This is a genomic window from Thiorhodococcus minor (assembly GCF_010820565.1).
GTDB classification, from domain to species: domain Bacteria; phylum Pseudomonadota; class Gammaproteobacteria; order Chromatiales; family Chromatiaceae; genus Thiorhodococcus; species Thiorhodococcus minor.
Genome location: NZ_JAAIJQ010000045.1, coordinates 1 through 21007 on the forward strand (window position 1 = coordinate 1; position 21007 = coordinate 21007).

General features: G+C 66.3%; 19 protein-coding genes. 12 read left to right on the plus strand and 7 right to left on the minus strand.

Features of this window, described 5'->3' with window-relative positions:
* The 9 genes from G3446_RS15240 to G3446_RS15280 form a co-directional block, all read left to right on the plus strand.
* Positions 1-235, plus strand: a 235-nt coding sequence (locus G3446_RS15240; RefSeq protein WP_164453689.1) for a phosphoenolpyruvate-utilizing N-terminal domain-containing protein, incomplete at its 5' end; no start/stop codon positions are given.
* 521 nt (positions 236-756) lie between these two features.
* Entirely contained in the window at positions 757-1239 is a 483-nt protein-coding gene (locus tag G3446_RS15245; protein ID WP_164453690.1) for a Na+/H+ antiporter subunit E, read from the plus strand.
* On the plus strand, positions 1236-1508 hold the full coding sequence (locus G3446_RS15250; RefSeq protein WP_164453691.1) for a monovalent cation/H+ antiporter complex subunit F: 273 nt from the start codon (positions 1236-1238) through the stop codon (positions 1506-1508). The genes G3446_RS15245 and G3446_RS15250 overlap by 4 nt, the downstream gene beginning before the upstream one ends.
* Positions 1495-1806, plus strand: coding sequence for a monovalent cation/H(+) antiporter subunit G (gene mnhG, locus G3446_RS15255; RefSeq protein WP_164453692.1), 312 nt, complete (start codon positions 1495-1497; stop codon positions 1804-1806). Before G3446_RS15250 ends, mnhG begins: the two co-directional genes overlap by 14 nt.
* Positions 1803-2066 (plus strand): Na(+)/H(+) antiporter subunit B, encoded by a 264-nt coding sequence (locus G3446_RS15260; protein ID WP_164453693.1) that lies wholly within the window; start codon positions 1803-1805, stop codon positions 2064-2066. Before mnhG ends, G3446_RS15260 begins: the two co-directional genes overlap by 4 nt.
* Positions 2063-2722 (plus strand): MnhB domain-containing protein, encoded by a 660-nt coding sequence (locus tag G3446_RS15265; protein ID WP_164453694.1) that lies wholly within the window; start codon positions 2063-2065, stop codon positions 2720-2722. Before G3446_RS15260 ends, G3446_RS15265 begins: the two co-directional genes overlap by 4 nt.
* A gap of 5 nt (positions 2723-2727) precedes the next feature.
* Positions 2728-3030, plus strand: a complete 303-nt coding sequence (locus G3446_RS15270; protein WP_164453695.1) for an NADH-quinone oxidoreductase subunit K — start codon at positions 2728-2730, stop codon at positions 3028-3030.
* Positions 3023-4546, plus strand: coding sequence for a complex I subunit 5 family protein (locus G3446_RS15275; protein ID WP_342450127.1), 1524 nt, complete (start codon positions 3023-3025; stop codon positions 4544-4546). Before G3446_RS15270 ends, G3446_RS15275 begins: the two co-directional genes overlap by 8 nt.
* Complete coding sequence (locus G3446_RS15280; RefSeq protein WP_164453696.1) at positions 4543-6057, plus strand: complex I subunit 5 family protein; 1515 nt, start codon at positions 4543-4545, stop codon at positions 6055-6057. Before G3446_RS15275 ends, G3446_RS15280 begins: the two co-directional genes overlap by 4 nt.
* 22 nt (positions 6058-6079) lie before the next feature.
* Here G3446_RS15280 and G3446_RS15285 read toward each other — a convergent pair whose 3' ends face one another.
* Both G3446_RS15285 and G3446_RS15290 read right to left on the minus strand, forming a co-directional pair.
* Entirely contained in the window at positions 6080-7096 is a 1017-nt protein-coding gene (locus tag G3446_RS15285) for a universal stress protein (protein WP_164453697.1), read from the minus strand.
* Between the two features lie 129 nt (positions 7097-7225).
* On the minus strand, positions 7226-8890 hold the full coding sequence (locus tag G3446_RS15290) for a cation:proton antiporter (protein ID WP_164453698.1): 1665 nt from the start codon (positions 8888-8890) through the stop codon (positions 7226-7228).
* Between the two features lie 273 nt (positions 8891-9163).
* Between G3446_RS15290 and G3446_RS15295 the strand changes: the two genes are divergently transcribed.
* Entirely contained in the window at positions 9164-11890 is a 2727-nt protein-coding gene (locus tag G3446_RS15295; RefSeq protein WP_164453699.1) for a cation-transporting P-type ATPase, read from the plus strand.
* Positions 11891-12238: 348 nt separating this feature from the next.
* On the opposite strand, the gene G3446_RS15300 is transcribed toward G3446_RS15295, so the two are convergent.
* From G3446_RS15300 to G3446_RS15310, 3 genes are read right to left on the minus strand one after another with little or no spacing between them, the layout of a single operon-like run.
* Positions 12239-13534, minus strand: coding sequence for an NAD(P)/FAD-dependent oxidoreductase (locus G3446_RS15300; protein WP_164453700.1), 1296 nt, complete (start codon positions 13532-13534; stop codon positions 12239-12241).
* Positions 13535-13555: 21 nt separating this feature from the next.
* Positions 13556-14161, minus strand: coding sequence for a c-type cytochrome (locus tag G3446_RS15305; RefSeq protein WP_164453701.1), 606 nt, complete (start codon positions 14159-14161; stop codon positions 13556-13558).
* 5 nt (positions 14162-14166) lie between these two features.
* Entirely contained in the window at positions 14167-16167 is a 2001-nt protein-coding gene (locus G3446_RS15310; protein WP_164453702.1) for a cytochrome C, read from the minus strand.
* A gap of 717 nt (positions 16168-16884) precedes the next feature.
* On the opposite strand from G3446_RS15310, the gene G3446_RS15315 reads away from it, so the two are divergent.
* Positions 16885-17463 (plus strand): DUF302 domain-containing protein, encoded by a 579-nt coding sequence (locus G3446_RS15315; RefSeq protein WP_164453703.1) that lies wholly within the window; start codon positions 16885-16887, stop codon positions 17461-17463.
* A 75-nt stretch (positions 17464-17538) separates the two neighbouring features.
* On the opposite strand, the gene G3446_RS15320 is transcribed toward G3446_RS15315, so the two are convergent.
* Both G3446_RS15320 and G3446_RS15325 read right to left on the minus strand, forming a co-directional pair.
* Positions 17539-18066 carry a DUF4184 family protein gene (locus G3446_RS15320; RefSeq protein WP_164453704.1) on the minus strand — a complete coding sequence of 176 codons (528 nt, stop codon included), beginning with the start codon at positions 18064-18066 and terminating at the stop codon, positions 17539-17541.
* 193 nt (positions 18067-18259) lie between these two features.
* The gene (locus G3446_RS15325) at positions 18260-18754 is read right to left on the minus strand and encodes a rhodanese-like domain-containing protein (protein ID WP_164453705.1); all 495 of its coding nucleotides are present in this window, start codon (positions 18752-18754) and stop codon (positions 18260-18262) included.
* Between the two features lie 543 nt (positions 18755-19297).
* Between G3446_RS15325 and G3446_RS15330 the strand changes: the two genes are divergently transcribed.
* Positions 19298-20965 carry a diguanylate cyclase gene (locus tag G3446_RS15330; RefSeq protein WP_164453706.1) on the plus strand — a complete coding sequence of 556 codons (1668 nt, stop codon included), beginning with the start codon at positions 19298-19300 and terminating at the stop codon, positions 20963-20965.
* Positions 20966-21007 lie beyond the last annotated feature (42 nt).

Genomic DNA, 21007 nt, shown 5'->3' on the forward strand with positions numbered 1-21007 from the left:
GGGCATCCGATCCGGGAATTGGGCGCCGGGCGCCTGGCGCGCGACCATCGCCCGTCATGCACAGGTGTTCGAGGAGACGGACGACCCCTATCTGCGCGAGCGCGCCGCGGACGTGCGCAAGATCGGTCAGCACGTCCTCCTGCACCTGGAGTCGCGTGTGCGGGCCGCCCGCAGCGCGGCAGAGCGCTGCATCCTGGTGGGCGAGCCCCACGGCTTGGCGGCGATGTCCGCCTGATTGATCGCGAACGCGCGCATGAAGCGCTGCAGGGGGCATCGACCTCTTGGTGGGGCAGATTGACGCCCTGCTCAGCGGGCACGACGAGGTATTCCTCGCGGAGAAGGATCAATTGCTCGCAGTGTGGCGGACGTCACCTCCTTCATCACCGTCGATGGCTCGGGCGGGCGCTGCCAGGGGCGTAACGGCTAGGTCACACAGATTGGTAACGACTTCTTCGCTCGTTCGCCGGCACCGAGAGCAAGCGCCGGATCAATTTCCTCGAACGCCTGCTGTTCTGACTCGGCACGGATGCCGGCACGGAAAATCGCGTATCTTAGTTTGAACGGGCTCCGCCACCTTGCGTTGCTGCTCGCCCTCGTCCGTGTTAAGAAACGCGGCCATGAAAATGGGCTCTAGATCAACGCCCCCGACGCTGCGGCCAGTATGGGCATCGTCCCGTTCGCGATGCCCGATCTCGCGAGGACTGAGTGGGACGCGCAACGCTGGCGGCAAGACTTTCTCGGTGAGGGGGCGCGAGTGTGAGATCTGAGACTTGGCGCGCGCTCGTCTTGCGTGGCGTCGCTTTCATGCTGCTCTGGTGGGTGCTGGTCGAAGGACGTCACGACGGCTGGGCGCTGGGCGCGCTCGCCGTCGTCGCCGCGACCTGGACCAGCCTGACGCTGGCGCCCCCGGGGCGAAGGCGCATCCGTCCGGCCGGGCTCCTCGCCTTTCTCGGCTTCTTTCTCTGGAGCTCGATCCGCGGCGGCATGCAGGTCGCGGCCATGGCAATGCGCGGCCGCCGCGCCTTGCGCCCGGGACTGATCGAGCTTGCCGTGCGTCTGCCGCCGGGGTGGCCGCGCATCCTGCTGGTGAACACCTTGACTTTGATGCCTGGGACGCTCGGCGTCGAGCTGTCCCGCAAGACCTTGCGCCTGCATGTGCTCGATGAGCGGCTGCCGGTCGTCGCCGAGGCGCGGGCGTTGGAAGCGGCCATCGCCCGCATGCTCAGGAGGACTGGATGACCACGCTCGCACTCGCCATTGCCCTGTTTCTGCTTGCGAATCTCGTCGTTGCGCTGGTCGCCGCCGCGCGCGGACCGACCTCGGCCGATCGCATGCTGATGGCCTTGCTGTTCGGGACTACGGGCACGGGTATCCTGGCACTGCTGGCTGCGGCCGGCGCTGGGGCGGCGGCGGTGGACGTTGCGCTGGTCCTGGCCCTGTTGGCCGCCATCGGCGGTATCGCCTTCGCGAAGCGCGCCTGGCGTGCGCGGCACCATGTCAGCGATTGACTGGCTCAGTGCCCTGCTGCTCGTCGTCGGTGCCGCCTTCTTCTTCGCCGGCACCCTGGGTCTGCTGCGCTTTCCCGATGTCTACAGCCGTTTGCACGCCCTCGCCAAGGCGGACAATCTGGGGCTTGGCTGCGTGCTGCTCGGGCTCGCGCTGCGAGCGGACAGTCTCGCCGTGGCCATGAAGCTGCTATTGATTTGGCCGCTGGTGCTGACGGCCAGTGCCGGGGTTGGATTCGCCATCGCGCGGCGCGCCCAGACGCTCGGTATCCGTCCCTGGCGCCAAGGGGATGCGCCATGACTCTTGGTCTCGCCTTCGACCTGCTGCTGGCCTGTGCTTTGCTTTGGAGCGCCTGGCGCACCCTGAGCACGCCGCGGCTGGATCGCGCCATCATCCTCTTCATCGCCTTTGGTCTCTTGATGACCATTGCCTGGATTCGGCTCTCGGCACCCGACATCGCCCTGGCCGAGGCGGCCATCGGCGCCGGCTTGACCGGGGCCTTGCTCCTGGACGCCTATGGCGCCCTACGCCAGCGCAAGCGACGGCGGAAAGCATCATGAAGGCACTCGCGAAGACCTTCGTCGTCGTTTGGCTTGCCCTGGTCTTTGTCGCCGCGGCGATCGGCGCCATGCTCGAGCTGGGTCCGGCCGCTCTGGACCTGCGCGCTCCGGTGACGGACCATCTGACCGACACTGGCGTGAGCCACCCGGTGACCGCCGTCCTGCTCAACTACCGCGGCTATGACACCCTGCTCGAGATCGCCGTGCTGCTGCTGGCCCTGCTGGGGATTTTGGCCGCCGGCGGCGCGGCGGGCTCGGCGGCGCCGAAGGCGGCACATCCGATGCTGCAAGCCTCCGCGCGGTTGGCCGCCCCGCTGATGATTCTGGTGGCGGTCTATCTCCTCTGGGCCGGCGCCTTTCTGCCCGGTGGCGCCTTCCAGGCCGGCGCGGTGCTCGCGGCCGCGGCGGTCCTGCTGCACCTCGTCGGCCTGACGCGGGGCTGGGACTCGCCACGGCTGCGCCTGCGGCTCGGGCTGGCGGGCGGTTTCGCCCTTTTCCTCGCCGTCGCCGCGGCGCTGCTGACGCAGGGCGCGCTGCTAGGCTTCCCGCCGGCCTGGGCGGGCGAGCTGATCATGCTGATCGAGGCCGGCCTGACGGTCTCGCTCGGGCTGATCCTCGCCGGTTTCTTCCTGTTCCTCTCGCGGGACCTGAGATAAGCACCATGACGAGCGGCCTCCTGTTCGCGCTGGTGGGCGTCGCCCTGTTCGCACTCGGCGTGGCGGGCGTGGTGCTGATCGCGCAGCTGCCGCGCCGCATCCTCGCCTTCAATCTGATGGGCAGCGGTGCCTTTCTGGTGCTGGTGGGCCTCGCGCAGCGCGGCGACCTGCCGGACCCGGTGCCCCACGCGATGGTGCTGACTGGCATCGTCGTCGCCGTTGCCGCAACGGCCCTGGCGCTGGCCCTCGTGCGCAGGCTGCACGCCCTCACGGGCCGTCTGCAGCTCCCGGAGGACGACGGTGACTGACGCCCTGGACTGGCTCGCCCCCCTCGTTTCCCTCGATCGCCTTGCCTGGCTCGACCCCTTGGCCTGGCTCGTCGTGCTGCCGTTGGGTTGGGCGACGCTGGCCTTCGTGCTCGGATCGGGGCGCGGGGCCTGGGCGGCGCTGGCTGGGGTGAGCCTGCAGCTTTGGCTGGCGGTCGAGCTCGCAGGGACCATCCTCGCAGACGGTGCCACGCCCCCCGTGGGCGCAAGCGAGATGGCAGCCCACCATGCGGTCGGCGGGTGGGGGGCTCCGCTGGGCATCGACCTGGCGGCCGACGGCCTCTCGGCCGCGATGCTGATCCTGACGCAAATGGTCGCGCTGCCGCTGGCGGTCTACGCACGCGCCTATTTCAAGGCCGGCGACCCGGCCGGCGCCTGGTTCTGGCCGCTGATGGGCTTCCTGATCGCCGGTCTCAACGCCTTGTTCGTCTCTGCCGATCTGTTCAATCTGTACGTGACCTTGGAGCTGGTCGGGCTGGCTTCCGTCGGCATCGTGGCCGCGGGCGGCGGCGCCCAGCAGCTGGCCGCAGCCTTGCGCTACCTCTTCGTCAGCCTGGTCGGCTCCGGCGCCTATCTGCTTGGCGTTGCCTTGATCTACGGTGCCTACGGCACGGTCTCCATCGCCACGCTGACGCCGCTGATCGCCGCCGAGGCGCCGCGCCTGGTATGGCTCGCCGCCGGCTTGATGTTGGTCGGCCTGCTGCTCAAGACCGCGCTTTTCCCTTTCCATTTCTGGCTGCCCCCGGCCCACGGCAGCGCCCCGGCCCCGGTCTCCGCACTGCTGTCCGCGCTGGTGGTGAAGGCCTCCTTCTACCTCATCCTGCGGCTATGGATCGGCCCCCTGGAGCCCCTGCTGCCCGCTGCCGCCGCCTGGCTCGCAGCGCTGCTCGGCGCGCTGGCGATCTTCTGGGGATCCTATCGGGCGATTCGGGCGGTTAAGCTCAAGCGCCTGATCGCCTATTCCACAGTGGCTCAGCTGGGGTATCTCTTCCTGATCTTTCCGCTGCTTGCGCAGCCGGCGGCGCTGCAGGCCGGCGTGATGCAGGTCTTCGCCCACGGTCTGGCCAAGGCCGGCATGTTCGCCGCCGCCGGGGTGATGATCAGGGCGACCGGTCAGGACACCGTGGCCGGTCTGGCGGGAGCTGTCGATCGCCTGCCGGTCACCCTGTTCGCCTTCGGCCTGGCAGGCATGACCCTGATGGGCCTGCCGCCGTCCTCGGGGTTCTTGGCCAAGTGGCAGATCATCGAGGCGGCACTGGCGCAGGGCTACTGGATCATCGCGGTGGTGGCGCTGGCCGGCGGTCTGCTGGCGGCCCTCTATGTCTTTCGCGTGCTGCGCCAGGCATTCCTGGTCTCCGGCGCCGATGTCGCCGAGCGCGGACCAGTCCCCGCCGTGCCGCGGACGCTGGAGTGGAGCGCCTTCGTGCTCGCCGCCGCCAGCGTCCTCTTGGGGTTGCGCGGCGTGGAGCTGATGCGGCTGCTGGGAGCGGGGGCATGAGCGCCAGCGAATGGCTGCCCCTGGCCGTGCTGGCCTCCTCGCTGGTGCCTGGCCTGGTGATCTTCGCCCTGCCCGAAGACCGGGTCGCCACGCGCACGACGCTCAACCTGCTCGGCGCCCTAGCCAAGCTGGTGCTGGTCTTGCTGTTGCTCGCCGGGGTGCGCGCGGGCGAGACCTATGGTGTGCGCTTCGCCGTCCTACCCGGTCTGGACCTCGCCTTCAAGGCCGATGCCCTGGGACTGCTGTTCATCAGCCTCTCGGCCGTGCTCTGGCTGCTGACGACGCTCTATGCCATCGGGTACCTCGAGCGTGCGCCGCACCGCAGCCGCTTCTTCGGCTTCTTCAGCCTCTGCGTCACCGCCACCATGGGCATCGCCATGGCGGCGAACCTCTTCACCTTCTTCGTCTTCTACGAGCTGCTGACGCTGTCGACCTTCCCCCTGGTGGTGCACCGCGAGACCAGCCAGGCGCTGCGCGCAGGCACCCTCTATCTCGCCTATACCCTGATCGGCGGCACGGTCCTGCTGACAGGTATCGTCTGGCTGCACCACCTGCTCGGGCATACCGAGTTCGCGCACACCGGCGTCGTCGCGGCACTCGGCTCGGAGTACGCCGCGCAGCTGCAGATCATCTTCGTGCTGCTGATCGTCGGCGTCGGCGTCAAGGCCGCCATCGTCCCGCTGCACGGCTGGCTGCCGCAGGCGATGGTGGCCCCCGCGCCCGTCTCGGCGCTGCTGCATGCCGTGGCCGTGGTCAAGGCCGGCGCCTTCGGCATCGTGCGCATCGTCTACGAGGTCTATGGGATCGAATTCGCCCAGTCGCTGAGCCTGCTGTGGCCGCTGGCCCTGGTCGCCGCCGTCACCATTCTCTGGGGCAGCCTGCGCGCCCTGTTCCAAGACGATCTGAAGCGGCGGCTGGCGTTCTCCACCGTCAGCCAAGTGTCCTACATCGCCCTCGGCGTGGCCCTGTTCGGCCCCATCGGCACGGTCGGCGGCCTGGTGCACCTGGTGCACCAGGGCATCATGAAGATCACCCTCTTCTTCTGTGCCGGCAACTACGCCGAGACCCTGGGCATCCACAAGGTCAGCGAGATGAACGGCGCGGGACGGCGCATGCCGCTCACCACCGTCGCCTTCTCCATCGGCGCACTCGGCATGATGGGCGCGCCCCTGACCGCCGGCGCGGTCAGCAAGGCGTGGCTCTCCGACGGTGCCAGCGCCGCAGGCATGGAGTGGGCGGTCTGGGTCTTGTGGACGTCGAGTCTGCTGAATGCCGCCTACTTCCTGCCCATCCTGTGGCGGGCCTGGCTCCGGCCCGCATCCACTCCCTGGCCGGACGAGCGGATTCCAAGACGCGCTTGGCGCGAGACCTCTCGACTGCTGCTGTTGCCGCCCCTGGTCACCGCGGCCGCCACCCTGGCGGCCGGCATCTTCGCGACGGCCGAGCTCAGCCCGCTGTCCTGGGCGCGCTTGATCGCCGAGCGCGAATATCTGACGAGCCCCGCGCCATGATGCGTGCATCGGCGCGACGATCTCAGGTTGGCCCTGGCGTCGGGGGCGAAGTCTGAGGACTGGGCTCGATCGAGACAGGCGAGACGAAGCCCGGCGGCTTGATCGCGAGCACGGAGCAATCGAGCTGATAGAGAATCGTCTCCGCCGTGTTGCCGATGAGGAGGCCGGGAATGCCGCTGCGGCCGACGGTTCCCATGACGACGAGATCGGCCTCGAGCCGCTTGGCCTGGGCCGGAATCTCTTTGCTCGGCGCGCCCCTGATCAGGTGCTTCCGAGGTTTCAGCAAGGTGAGCGCTTCTGGGCCAAGCGTGTCTTCCAGCGCGTGCAGGAGTGCGTCCAGACCGGCCTCGTGCTGGCGCCTCACCGCTTCGACGTAGGCGAAGACCTCTTGCGCCTGCACATTGATGGACGCGCTACGCATGACTCCCTCCCCGATCGCCTCCCACACCGTTACCAGGTGCAGCTCGGCGAGCTCCGTCAGCGCCATCCAGGCCGCGACCTCCAAGATCTGATGGCTCAGCGATCGGTGCGCTCTCGATCCCTCGGTGGGGTCGTCATCGGCGAGATCGACCGCGGCAAGGATGCGCCGAAAGGCCGTCGGCGCGTCGCACTTGGTGATACAGATCGGACAAGGACACTTGCGCAGCAGGTGCATGTCGTTACTGCCGAACAGTAGGGCCAGCCAGCTCGGATCCTCGGGGGCCTTGATGACCAGATCGTGCCCCTCGCGCAATACCTCGCGGATCACCTCCAGATAGGGCGTGCCTACCAGCACCTTGCATTGGATCTCGGCCCTCTGCCGGTAGGGCTCGGCCAGGGCGTCGAGGGCTTGTGCATGCTCAGTGCGCAACGCCGTCTGCAGGTCGGCCGAGAGCGGGCCGCCCCGCGGCATGCCGATGCCGGCCGGGACCTGAGGGACCACGTCGACGAGCGTCAGATTGGCCTGGTTGGTCTCCGCTAGCGCGACCGCTCGCCGCAGGACGGACGTGCATCGTTTTCCCGTCTCGACGACGTAGAGCATGCTCTTGAACCGTTTCATCCTGATTCCCTCCGTTGAGGCGTGGAGCGACTCAACCCGTAACGCGCCCCTCGGGGGCTAGCCTTATGCGGACCGAGGAGGCATGGGACGTGACCGCAAGCGCTGCCGTCAGCTGGAGACATCTGCCTCCTACGCATCGTCTCTGTGCGCACGAGCCGAGCCGATTGCCTTCACCAGATTCTCGGCCGCGAAGTCCACGGCGTCGAGGAAGGGGTAGAGCACGACGGGCACTCCGGCCTGCCAGAGTGCGGAGCCATGGGCCTCATCGCGGGCGACCACGACGATTTCACCGCCGAAACGGCGCTCGCACAAGGCGTGCAGCAGGGCACGGTTGGAGCCGATATCCGGCAGGGTGCTGATGACCCACCCCGCGCCGGCCAGGGGCAGGCTGTCCAGGAAGGCCGGATCCGCCCCATCGCCGAACCGCACGGGCAGATCCGCCTGCGCCAAGGTGCGCACCAGATCCGGATCGAAGTCCACGCCAAGCACCTCGAGGCCGTTGGACCGCAGGCGCCGCGCCAGGCGCTTGCCGTAGCGCCCGAGCCCGAAAACAAGGACCTCGGGCCGCTCCCTCGGGGCGGCTTGCTGCTCCACGGCCAGCTCTCGATAGGGACGCCGCCGCTCGAATGGGTATAGCAGCGGGGCCAGGCGCTCGTAAAGGCCGTGGGAGCCCAGGATCATGTAGGTGCTCAGGGTGATGGTGATCAGTCCCACGAGCGTGGTCAGACCCAGGGCCTCGACGCCGACCTGGCCGAGCGAGATGCCCATGGCCACGAAGACGATCGAGAACTCGCTGATCTGGGCGACGGTGAGACCGGCCAGGAAGCCGGTTCGCTTGCGGTAGCCCATATAGCCCATGATCACCATCACGATCAGCGGATTGCCGATGAGCACGAAGCCCGAGAGCACCAGGGCCGGCCAGATCTCGGTGCCCAGGGTCGAGAGGTCGAGCCGCGCACCGAGATCGATGAAGAAGAACAACAGGAGGAAATCCCGAGTCCCCGTCAGCCGTGCGCTGATGGCCTCGCGGTAGCCTGTGGAGGCGAGCGAGAAACCAGCTAGGAAGGCACCCGCTTCTTTGGAGAAGCCGGCCCACTCACCGAGTGCCGCGAGACCCGTGCCCCAGGCGATCGCGAAGACCAGGAGCAGCTCGAGCGAGCGGGCCATGCTCCGTGTCAGCCATGGCAGGACCCAGCGCATCATGAGATAAAGCAGCCCGGCGGCCGCGGCAATCCGCCCGATCAGCTCGACGGCGACTTGCCAGGCGCCGCCCTCGCTGCCGCTGCCGAGGGCGCTCATGGACATCATCGCCAACACCACGGCGATGTCCTGCACGATCAGGAAGCCGATCGCGATGCGCCCGTGCAGGGAGTCCAGCTCGCGCTTGTCCGAGAGCAGCTTGACGATGATGATGGTGCTGGAGAACGTCAGCGCCACCGCGACATAGAGCGCCTCGACCCAGCCCTTGCCGAGCAGCAGGATCAGTGCGAAGCCGAACAGGATGGTGAAGGCGAGCTGGCCCAGACCCGTGGCCAGCGCGACGGCCCCGATGTGGCGGACATTGCCGAGGTCCAGCTTGAGCCCGACCAGAAACAGCAGCACGGCGATCCCGACCTGGGCCAGCAGGTCGATCTCGTCGTGGGCCTGCACCAGCGCGAGTCCCGCCGGCCCGACCGCGATGCCGACCACGAGATAGGCGATCAGCACCGGCTGGCGCAGCCGGATTGCGATCATTCCCGCCACGGCGGTCATCGCCAGCAGGAGTGCAATCTCGGCAAAGGGCTCAAGTGACATGGCGCTGCGCGGGCTGAGTGACGCTCGGATGATGCCAAGCCAGGGGGCTATCCGCCCCGGCGCTGGGCCTTCCTCGGGCATCCCCGGGGAACGGCGAGTTGAATCTTCCCGATTGGCACAACATCTCCCGCATTAAAGAATAGCCACTCCGAGGGCCCGCTGTCCGCGACCTGATCCATCGCGCGCATTCCCGCGCCCGCGCACCGATGTCGTGACCTGGCGCGCTCGCCTGGACTGCTGGCGGCACCCTCGCATGCTCCCCGAGGTACTCCAATGCAGGACCTGATGGATAGGCACTGGCACCACCTCCCCGACGCGGAGGCGGTCGATCTCCTTGACGCGGACGCCGAGCGCGGGCTCGACCGGCTCGAGGCCGAGGAGCGGCAAAGGCGCTTTGGTCCCAATGCCCTTACGCCGCGCAAGGGCCGGGGGCCGCTGCTGCGCTTCCTGGATCAGTTCAACCAGGCCCTGGTCTACGTCCTGCTCGCCGCGATCCTGGTGAAGCTGGCTCTAGGCGGCTATGTCGACGCCGGGGTGATCTTCGGTGTGGTGCTGCTCAACGCCGTCATCGGCTTCGTGCAGGAGAGCAAGGCCGCCAGCGCCCTGGACGCCCTGTCGCGCTCCCTCACGACAGAGGCCACGGTGATGCGCGGCGGCGAGCGCCGCCGCGTGGACGCCCGGGAGCTGGTGCCCGGCGACATGGTTCTGCTCGCCTCCGGGGACAAGGTACCCGCCGACCTGCGCCTGCTGCGGGTGCGCAGCCTCAAGGTGGACGAGTCGGCGCTGACCGGCGAGTCGGTGCCGGTGGAGAAGCGGGCGGGGGTGATGGACCGCGACACCCCCCTGGCGGACCGGGCCAACATGGCCTATTCCTCCACCTTCGTCACCTTCGGTACCGCCGCCGGACTCGTCGCCGCCACGGGTGACAACACCGAGGTGGGACGCATCTCCGAGCTCATCGCTCGCGTGGACCCGCTGGAGACCCCGCTCACGCGACAGATCGCCCGCTTTAGCCGTCTGCTGCTCTTCGGCATCTTGGCGCTCGCGGCGCTCACCTTCGTCATCGGTCTGCTACATGGGGAGTCCTGGATCGACATGTTCATGGCGGCGGTGGCGTTGGCCGTGGCCATGATTCCGGAGGGACTGCCGGCAGTGCTCACCATCACGCTCGCGATCGGGGTGGCGCGCATGGCCCGTCGGCACGCCGTCATCCGCCGCCTGCCCGCGGTGGAGACCCTGGGCAGCACGAGCGTCATCTGCTCGGACAAGACCGGCACCCTGACCCGCAACGAGATGACCGTCCAGCGCCTGTGGGCGGGGGCCGACGAGTACGCACTGAGCGGCGTGGGCTATGCGCCGGAGGGGGGGCTCACGGCGGACGGCGCCCGGGTCGAGCCCGCTGGGCGACCGGCGCTGACGGAGCTGCTCAGGGCGGGGCTCCTGTGCAACGACGCGGTGCTGCGGGAGGACGGCGATGCCTGGCGGATCGAAGGGGATCCCACCGAAGGGGCCCTGCTGACCGCGGCCGCCAAGGTGGGGCTGGCCGCCGCCGAGGAGCACGGCAGCGCCCCGCGCCTGGACGCGGTGCCCTTCGAATCCGAGCACCAGTACATGGCCACGCTCCATGGGGGCGCGCGCCCCATGGTGTACCTCAAGGGATCCGTGGAGTCCCTGTTGTCCCGGTGTGACGGCGCCATCGATCGGGACGGCACGGTGATTCCGCTCGACCCTGAGGCGGTGCGTGCCCGGGTCGAGGCCTTGGCCGCCCGTGGCCTGCGGGTGCTGGCCTTCGCCCGCATGGATGGCGCGGGACGCAGTGGTATCGACCACCCGGATCTGACGGACCGGCTCACCTTCCTCGGCCTGCAGGGCATGATCGACCCGCCTCGGGAAGAAGCGGTGCGGGCCGTCGCGGCCTGCCGCCGGGCGGGCGTCTCCGTGAAGATGATCACCGGCGACCACGCCCTCACCGCCGCCGCCATCGCGGGACAGATCGGACTCGGCGAGCGTGCGGACGACGGGACCCTGCCGGCGGCCCTCAGCGGGCGCGAGCTTGCCGAGCTGCACGACGACGACCTGATCCGGGCCGCCGAGCAGACCGCTGTCTTCGCCCGCGTCACTCCCGAGCAGAAACTGCGCCTGGTGGAGGCGATCCAGGCCCGCGGCGCTGTGGTCGCCATGACCGGCGACGGGGTCAACGACGCCCCGGCGCTGCGCCAGGCGGACATCGGGGTGAGCATGGGGCTGACTGGGACAGAGGTCGCCAAGGAGGCGGCCGACATGGTGCTGACCGACGACAACTTCGCCACCATCGAGGCCGCGGTCGAGGAAGGCCGTGGTGTGTTCGACAACCTCACCAAGTTCATCACCTGGATCCTCCCCACCAACGCCGGGCAGGGGCTAGTCATCCTGGTGGCGGTGCTGCTCGCGCAGCCGCTCCCGGTGCTGCCGGTACAGGCCCTCTGGATCAACATGACCACCGCTGTCCTCCTGGGGCTGACTCTGGCCTTCGAGCCCAAGGAGCCGGCTCTCATGGACCGTGCTCCACGGCCCCCGGGGGCGTCCATCCTCGACGCCGTGCTGCTGCAGCGTATCCTACTGGTCGCGCTGATGCTGCTCGCGGGGGCCTTCGGTCTCTTCGAGTGGGCCCTGTACCACGGCGCCAGTGTCGAGCAGGCGCGCACCGTGGCAGTCAACGTGTTCGCGGTAGGCCAGGCATTTTACCTGCTCAACTGCCGCTCCCTGCGCTGGTCCATGTTCCGCATCGGGGTGTTCAGCAACCCCTGGATATGGGCCGGCATTGCCGCCATGGCCCTGGTGCAGCTCGCCTTCACCTACCTGCCCATCATGAATCGCTTATTTCATACCGCGCCCATCTCCGCCGGATACTGGCTCGCCTTACTCGCCGTGGGGCTTGTCATCTACGGAGTCATGGGGCTGGAAAAGCTGCTGCGGCCGCGGGGCACCCGAGAGCCGCTGGTCGCTCGTCAAGGGGGCTAATGCGAGGCACTCGACGTGGCTGGCGCACCGCCAGGATTCGAGCCCGCAGCCCCAGCCTTATCCAGGAGGATACGACCTGAGTGAAGAAGGGGGGCTCTTCAACCTAGATTCGGCAATCGGAACCGCAAAGGCGCGAAGGACACGAAGAAAAACAGAGGCTTGAATTGCTGCGTCGCTTCACCCTCTGGGTGAGCATTGCTTCGCAGACAAGGTGTTGAAATCCCTTGCGCTCTTTGTGCCCTTTGCGGTTCAACTGCTCTCTTTGGAATGATCGACGCCTGCAAACGCCTGTCAGGCGATTGCAGGCAGGCAATGGCGGTACAGCAATCGATCCAGTCGCCAGGGCTTCTACTCCATCATGTCGTTAATGACGTTCTTGAACCAGCTGTGGGCATAGCTGACCTCGCGCTTGCGAATCTCCGGGCTGGCATTGGCCGGCGAGACACCGCCGGAGCCTGGTATCGGCGTGATGGTGTTGGTATGGCTGTCGAAGCCGTAGACGGCGGCCACAGAGATCCCGAACGCTTCGCCCACGATGCTGTAGCAGGTGTTGACGAAGGTGGGATCATCCGGCTCCTTGCCCTGAAAGCGGGCGACGATGGCGGCCGCGGCGACCTTGGCCTGGGAGTTGGCGGCATAGGCCGACTTGGGCATCGCGGCGGCACTGGAGGCGTCGCCGAGCACGTAGATGCCCTTGTGGCGGCTGGATTCGAAGGTGCGCTTGTCCACCGGGCACCAGTCGCCGTCCACCAGGTCGGCCGCGAAGGCGATGGCCCCCGCCTTCTGCGGCGGGATGATGTTGACCACATCGCCTTGGAAATCCTCGACCAGACCGACTAGGGTGCGCGTGCTCGGGTCCAGCTCTTCGATCGCGCCACCCGCAGCGGCACTGATCCACTGGATCATGCTGTCTTCGGTGCCATAGCCATAGAGCTTGCGCCAGCCCTCCATGTAGAGGCCTTGCTTGGAGAAGGCATCCTTGGCGTCGAGGATGGTGACCTTGGCCCGCGGCTTGTGATGCTTGCAGTACATGGCGATCTGCGAGGCACGCTCGTAGGGCCCAGGCGGACACTTGAAGGGGTTTGGCGGGGCAGCGATGATCACGTGCCCACCCTCCGGCATGGACTCGATCTGGCGGCGCAGCAACTGGGTCTGCGGGCCGGCGTACCAGGCGTGGGGCACGAGCGCGTTCGCGACCTTCTCGTCGTAGCCCTCGATGGCGTCCCATTTGAAGCCGACGCCGGGCGAGACCACGCAAGCGTCGTATCCGAAGGTGTCTCCCGCCGCCGTCTGGACCTGCTTCTTCTCCGGGTCGATGCCGACGGCCGTGCCCTGTACCACCTCCACGCCATGGCGGCGGAGGCCGTCATAGCCGAAGGTCAGCGATTGAAGCGTGCGATCGCCGCTCAGCACCTCGTTGCTCATGAAGCAAGAGGTATAGGCCGGCTTTGACTCGATCAGGGTCACGGCAAGGCTCGGGTCGAGCTTGCGCAGGTACTTGGCCGCGGTGCAGCCACCCACGCCGCCACCGACCACGACCACGCGGCGCGACGCCCCCAGCACCAAGCCTGGAATGCCCAGCGTGCCGAGCGCGACCGCGCCAGCGGTCGCACGGATGAAGGTTCTGCGTTTCATGTCAGTCATGATTCTCTCCCTGCTACCGGCCTAGCGCTGGCTGCCATAGAAGTTGACCAGGGCAGGGATGGCATCGTCCCCGGCCTCCTCGATCGCCGCGTCGACCTTGCGCTTCATCTTGCGCGGCCATTTGCGGTTGCCGTCGAGGAAGTCCTCCATGGTGTAGTGCAGATACGGCATCCATTGACCGGCGAGGGTGCCGGCATCACCAGGCCGGCCGCCGTTCTCATGACATTTCTCGCAGTACTCCTCATGCAGCTCCGCGCCGCGGGCGGCCAGTGTGGCGTCGTACTGCTGCGGAAAGAGCTGCAGCCGCTGACTGGCGAAGAACCAGCCCATCTCTTTGAGCTGCTCGTCGGTGTAGGCCTTGGCGATGCGGTTCATGATGCTGGAGTTGCGCTCGTCCTGCCGGTAGGCCTTCATGGCGTCCACGAAGACCTCCGGGTCCATGCCAGCGATGGCGGGCATGGATGGTCCGACGCTGGAGCCATCGGTGCCGTGGCAGCCGGCGCAGGTGAAGGCCATGGCCTGTCCCGACGGCCCCGCCGAGACTGCTGCGGGCAGCACGGCCAGCATGACGAGGAGGACATGGCGAGCGGACTTGTGCAGGGTGTCGTTGTTTTTCATCTTCTCCATCCCCGTCAGCTCGGTAAGGTGACCAGGCCGAAGAGCACCAGCGTCAGCAGCGTCAGGCCAGCCATGATCAGCACGGTCGTGATGAAGGAGGCCGCCAGAGAGAGGCGCCGCGAGGGACGATGCACCAAATGCTTCTCCAGCTCGCCAGTCTCCAGGAGCCGCTCGTATTGGAGACGGTGGTCGTGCTTGAACTCGTCGATGGGGATCACGCCCGTGAAGATGGCCGTGCTCATCGGGAAGCGCTCGGGTCGGAAGTGCACGTTGAAGAAGTGCACCGAGTTCAAGAAGATGGCCGCCAATAGCGCCTCCTCGGCGTGCACCAGGTTGGCGATATTGAAGGTCCAGCCCGGCAGGATGAGGGAGGTCTTGTCCGGCATGAAGAGGATGAGACCCGAGAGGCCGATCACCGTGGCACCCCAGAAGGGCGCCCAATAGTCGAACTTCTGCCAGTAGGTCCATTGGCTGAACTGCGGGCGTGGGCCGCGGCCGAGGAACCACTTGAACATGTCCCTCAGGTCCCGGAAGTCCTTCATGTTCGGGACCAAGGATGTGCTGCCGAACCACTCGAACGTCTTGCGCTTGCGCCAAATGTTGGTGGTCGCGATCGCCAAGTGGGTGAAGAAGATCCCGAGCCAGATGACGGCCGCGGTCCGGTGAATGATCCCCTCCATGCGGATGCCACCGAGGAATTCCACGACCGCCTTAGCCCAGGCGGTGTGCGAGAACAGCAGGGTCGTACCCGTCAAGATCAGGGTCATGGTGGCGATGGCGAACAGGAAGTGGATCCAGCGCCAGACCAGGGGGAAGCGGCGGAAGTAGACCACGTCGGGCTGGCTCAGGTCCTCGACGAAGCCCTTGCCCTGGATGCGGTCCATCAATTCCCGATAGAGCCAGAGCAGGACGTGGACCCAGAAGAAGGCCATGACGGCGAAGACCAGGATCTCCATGAAGACCCTGAAGGCCCAGAGGCCCGGATAGTTCTCGCGGTCGTGCGCGTCGCCGTGGGGCCAGAAGCTGAGGAAGTTCTCGTTGGCGTCTTCGTGGCAGTTCCGGCAGTTCTGCAGGCGATTGCTGGCATGAATCTCGGAGGTCGGGTCGTCCTCGCTCTTCACCAAATGCCCGCCGTGGCAGTCGTGACACTTGGCGGCATCGGTATAGCCGAGACGGTGCACCTGGCCGTGGTAGGACTTGAAGTAGGTGCGCTGGGCCTCTTGGTGGCAGTCGCCGCAGTTCTTGGTGATCTGCAGCTTCGCCTTGTCGGTCTCGGGTGAGGCGATCTCATGGGTGGTGTGGCAATCGGAGCACACCGCCGCCTCGCTGTCCCGCTCCTCCATCACTGCCTTGCCATGATCGGAAGTGCGGTAGTCCTCCAGCTCCTTCTCGTGACAGTGGCCGCAGATCTCGGGGTTTTGCAGACGGTGCTCGGCGCGCTGGATGCTGCCCAGCTCGCCGACGTTATGGCCTGCGTGGCAGTCGTAGCAGGTGGCGTTGGTGCGCGACTGGTCCAGCTCGTTGGGCCGGGCGTGGACCGACTGCATGTAGCTGGCGATCTGCTCGTTGACGACCTCGAGACGCTCGTGCTTTCCGTCAGGGTCGTCCTTGTGCTCCTTCCAGGTCTCGCGGTGGCACTCGATGCAGCCGACGATGACCGACGGCGCCTTGCGATGGGGGACCCGGTCGATGGTGACGTGGCAGCTGGTGCACTTCTGCGAGCCGTGGACGCTGGCCTCGATCTGCTCGCTATGGACGAAGATCTCCACCGGCGAGCCGTCATCGCGCACATCGGTCCGATGCTCTTCGTCCCCGTGACAGGTCAGGCAGCGCTCGTTGGGGATGATCCGCTTGCCGGTCTCGGGATCGAAATTGTCGATCATCAGCTCGCCGGCGGGCTGGGCCGTGCCATCGACGGGCTCGGGCGTGACGGCAGTTGCGGCGGACGTGATCATTAGGCCGAGGAGCGCCACCCAAAGGCAGGCTACCCGTTTGGTTTCGATGCGGCTTGGCATCGTTGCTCCTCCTACTTTCCTGAGTCTTCTTCTTGTTCCCGCTCAGGCGATGCGCGCGCGAGCGAGCGAGCGAGAGGGCGTCGTTACGTCTCGTCGTTGCGTCTCAATGAGGCACAGCGGATGCTTCCCACCCTCAGAGCCCAGGGCGGGCTCGGAGCCTAACGGTAGTGGGGGGCGAAAAGTCGGTCAACACCCAAAGACGCGGCGGATGAGCCTCGAGGAAGAGGCAAGCGCAGGATTGGGAGGCGCCGCGGAAGGGGGCGAGACAAGGGGAACGGCAGCCGTGCGCGCGGTAGAAGGTGGCTAATCGGCGATGCCCGGATGCTCCGGCCCCTGGCTGTCAAAGACCCTCATCGCATCTGTCTGGACAAGGGCTGCGAGCCAGCGGGGTACTTGACCGACATCCCATCCGCGCATGCTTTGCCGCAATCGATGAGTCCGGTGGAATCTGGATTGCAGGGTAGAGGCGACCTGTCGTCGCAGGAGCCAAATCCAGGCTGCCGAGCATCCAAGGCGGCCGGCCTTTTCATTGATATATGTCAAACGAAAGGCAGCCCCGCCGAGCCAGTCTAGCCGCATCCGGACCGGCCCCTTGCCGCGGAGCAGGCTACCATGACGGCACTCGGCTCGCGTGCCTAGGGTCTGGCGGCGCAGATCCGGCTAGCGCGTCCGCGCGCCGACGACTCACGACGAAGGCATTACCCCAGGAGAACTTGGATGAGATTTGCTCGCAATCTGCTCGCCATCATCGGTCTATTGTCCGTGCTCGCGCTGGGCTATGGCTACCTCCGGCTCGCCCCGGCGCTCGCCAGCTTCGACCCTGAGTTTGCGCGCGTCTACGCTGAGCTCGGTCAGCGTCTCCTGGACAGCGGCGACCCGGGTGTTGCCATGATGTGGTCGGTGCCGGTTGAAGATGGGCTGACCACCGAGGACGTGATCGAGTCGATGAAGAGCCTTGCGATCTCCCACAACTTTCTGTTCGTCGGCGAATCGCCCTTTTACAAGCAGATTCAGGCCATCACCGGGGAGGAGTACCGCTACGTCAATTTCCTCTCATTCTGCGACGCGCGCATCGGACGCATGATGCTGGAGTATCGCAACGAATACAGTGGCTTCATGCCTTGCCGGATCGCACTGGTGGAAGATGCGGAGGGCAATCTGAAGCTCTACAGCATGAATCTCGACCTGATGATCTACGGTGGAAAGGAGCTGCCGCCGGACCTCAAAGCCTCGGCGATCCGGGTGCGCGAGACGATTCGCGCCATCATGGAAGGAGGGGCCGCCGGCGAGTTCTAGCTGGTACTGCCCATCGGTTGCAGGCCGGCTGTGCCCCGATCCGCGGCAGGTTGCGGAAAGGCGCGCCGGTGCTGATCAAATCCTTTCCACTCGCCCGGCGAGCAGTCTTCTCGCGACCATGATCAGCACTCCGAGCCCCAGGCTCCAGAGGCAGAAGCGATGGAGCTGCGTCGTGGAAACCAGCCCGAGAAACGGATTCGAGGCTGCAAACGGGGCCAAGGGTCTCGCATCCGCGTGCATGATGGCGTCGAGGAGCCAGTGTGAGTAGGCACCGATCAGCGCACCGCTCCAGGCCGCGGTTTGGCTGATCTGCGCTCTGACTGCGAGCCTTTTCGCCTGGGTAGGGCTGAGCTGCCTGTTCCACCAATGCAAGCTGTGCTCACCAAGGGCCCGTCCTATGAGCCCGCATGTGAAGGCGACCAAGGTGGCCCCGGCAAGGGTGTTCGTGAAGCCGTGCAAGACGGCGCGATCCGTGAGGGCCCGCGCGACGACTTCCACGTCCATGGCAAGCTGCGCAATTGCAAAGACCGATAGTGAGAAGGTCGGACCCGTCAGGGACTTGAGGACAGCGCCTGGTCCCAGGTGCAGTGGCGTGAACGGCATGGGCTTGCTCTCGGTCAGGTTTCTTCTGTTGGCTCTGCTTGGGAGCTGATCGAATGCCAGGAGGGCGATTGGCCCGCGCCTCCTCAGGGGACTGGGCTGATGGCATCTTCATGATGCACTCGAGCGATCGCGCATGCCGGACCCTCCTTGATCCGGCGGGGAAGCCGGAGAGGTCGGCACTCCGGGAGCCGGCCTAGTGTTTGCTTCCCGTCTTGGGCGGGGTGTTTGCGGTCTTGGGGTCCAGGTAGGCAGCCAAAGCCTTGAAGCCGCCCTTGAGGATGAAGACCTTGTCGAAGCCGATGTGCCGCAGCGCGGCACCTGCGGCCGTTGCGCGAGTCCCCGACTTACAGAGCACGATCACGGCCTTGTCGGTCGGGATGCGGGTGAGATTCTGCTCTTGGAAGAGCGCGCTCAGCGGTATGGACAAGGATCCCGGGACCGCCCCCCCGAAGATCTGCGCCTCGGCGGGCGTGCGTACATCCAAGAGGATCAATGGATCGCCCGCCTTGATTTTGTTGACCATGACTTCCGCGGTCATGAGATGCAAGGCCTTTCCCGTCTGTGCGCCCACCGCCGGCTCGAACAACTGCGCATAGCTGGCAGCGAGGCCGGCGTCATATGACCAGAGGCTCGATGGGGCGGTCGTCAGGCCGAAGACCATCGCCGCCAAGATGAGTCGACGAATCATTTCGTACCTCCTTCCTGTTCCTCAGTACTCCCTCTATAAGCATATTGGCTCCTGCTAATCCTTCCTGCGATGCTCGGGCGTGGAGTGACTTGGCGCATCTTCGGCCGAAAAAGAGGGGGCTTGCGGCGATTCGCTTATCAATCTTCATTGAGCCGCAGCGCTTGGGCTCTGGCTCTGGCTCTGGCGCGAGGGCGTCGATCATCGATCGGCCCGGCGTCCCGCAAGGGTGGACAAGCGCAGAGACTGTGAGAGTCATCCAAGCGCACCGCGAAGATCGCAGATTGGTGTAGGTTGGGCCGACGCAGGGGGCCAACAATCAAAGCGTTAGGCTAGCCGCCTACGCAGAATTTCTTCACAGTCTCGCGCGCTCGTCCACCCTAGCGGGCCAACTGACGATCAAGCCGGCGCGGGCTTGCTGGAATGCCTCCAAAACCGCTCCCGTTTTAGGGATTCGCGAGCCGGGCGATGTGATAACGGGTTCGCTTCGTCCGCCGGAGGTTTGTGGCAGGATGAGGTGTCGCAAATCGCACGAGCACCTGAGCTGTGTTGACTGATCCCTGTACCAGGCCGCCGGGGCCAGGTAGATCGCGGACTCCCCTGGGGCGGTACCTGCTCCTCTGCGGATTCGGCGCGCTGACCGCTTCCACGGCCCAGGCGCAAGATCCTCTCGCCGTTCAGCCGAGCACCTGGCTCGGTATCGGCCCTGAGATCGGTATCTGGCTCGCGCTGCTGTGCGTGGTCCTGCTGGCCCTGTCTGTCTGGCGGGTGAGCTGGCGCAATCACCGTCTGAACGATGAGCTTCGGCGCGATCGGGTCGCCCATCGCGACCTGGCGGAGAGCGAGGCACTCTATCGTCTCCTCACCGAGAGTGCCGGGGACGTCATCTGGATGATCGATCTGGCGACCGATCGGGTCGAGTACATCAGCCCCTCTGTCGAGCGCGTGCGCGGCTTTACTCCGGAGGAGGTGAAGGCGCAGCCCATGGAAGCCTCCCTAACCCCACAGTCGGCGGTCAAGGTGCAGCGGCTGATCGCCGAGAGCGTCGCGCGCATTCGCGGCGGCGACATGGAAGCATGTCATGTCACGACGGAGATCGAGCAGCCCTGCAAGGATGGCCGCACCATCAGGAGCGAGGTGGTCACCAGCTTCCTGCTCGATGAGCAGGGCGAGCCCGCGCGCATCCTCGGAATCACGCGGGACGTCTCTGAGCGCAAGGCGCTCGAGGCGGAGCTGCGCACGCGGCTGGCGGCCGTGGAAGCAGCGGGCGACGCCATCGTCATCACGGATACGGACGGGCATGTCCTCTACGCCAATCCGGTCTTTACCGCTCAAACTGGCTATGACCTGGAGGTGGACGGGCACATGCATACCCGTCAGCTCAAGAGCGGCCAGCATGATGACGACTTCTATGATGCGCTGTGGGGGACCGTGCTCGCTGGCGAGCTGTGGCGCGGCGAGATCATCAACAGGCGCAAGAACGGCGAGCTCTACGAAGAGGAGATGACGATCTCGCCGGTCAAGAACGAAGACGGCGAGATCCAGTGCTTCGTCGCGGTCAAGCGCGACGTGAGTGAGAAGCGGGCCATGGAGCGCGCCCTCAAGGCCGCCAATGAGCAGCTGCAGGCCAACTTGGATCGCATCAGCCGTCTTCAGGCCGAGCTGGCGGAGCAGGCGATTCGCGATCCGCTGACGGGGCTTCACAATCGGCGCTACCTCAACGAGACACTGCCGCGCGAGCTGGCTCGGGCCAAGCACGAGAGCTACAGGCTCACGGCGGCGATGATCGACATCGACCATTTCAAGCAGATCAACGACACCTGGGGTCATCCTGCTGGCGACGAGGTGATCAGAGCCCTGGCGAAGCTGCTCCAGGAGCGGTTCCGGGAGGGCGACATCCTGTGCCGCTTCGGTGGTGAAGAGTTCCTCCTGGTGATGCCCCACATCGCCCAGCAGGTCGGGCTATCCCGGGTCGAATCCATGCGGCGGGAGTTCGCGGATCGCTCGATCCAGACATCAGCGGGAGAGATTCGCGCCACCGTCTCGATCGGCATCGCCAGCTACCCCGTCGAGGCGCAAACCCCAGAGTCCCTGATCAACCAGGCCGATGCGGCCCTCTACGATGCCAAGCACCTGGGTCGGAACCGCACCGAGCTATCCTCCGGCGGCGCAGCTTCCGCGGTCGACAAGGGGCCGTCCATCCCACGGGTGTGATCCAACGCGGCATCTAGCGGTCCGCTAAAGCCAGGGCGCGCA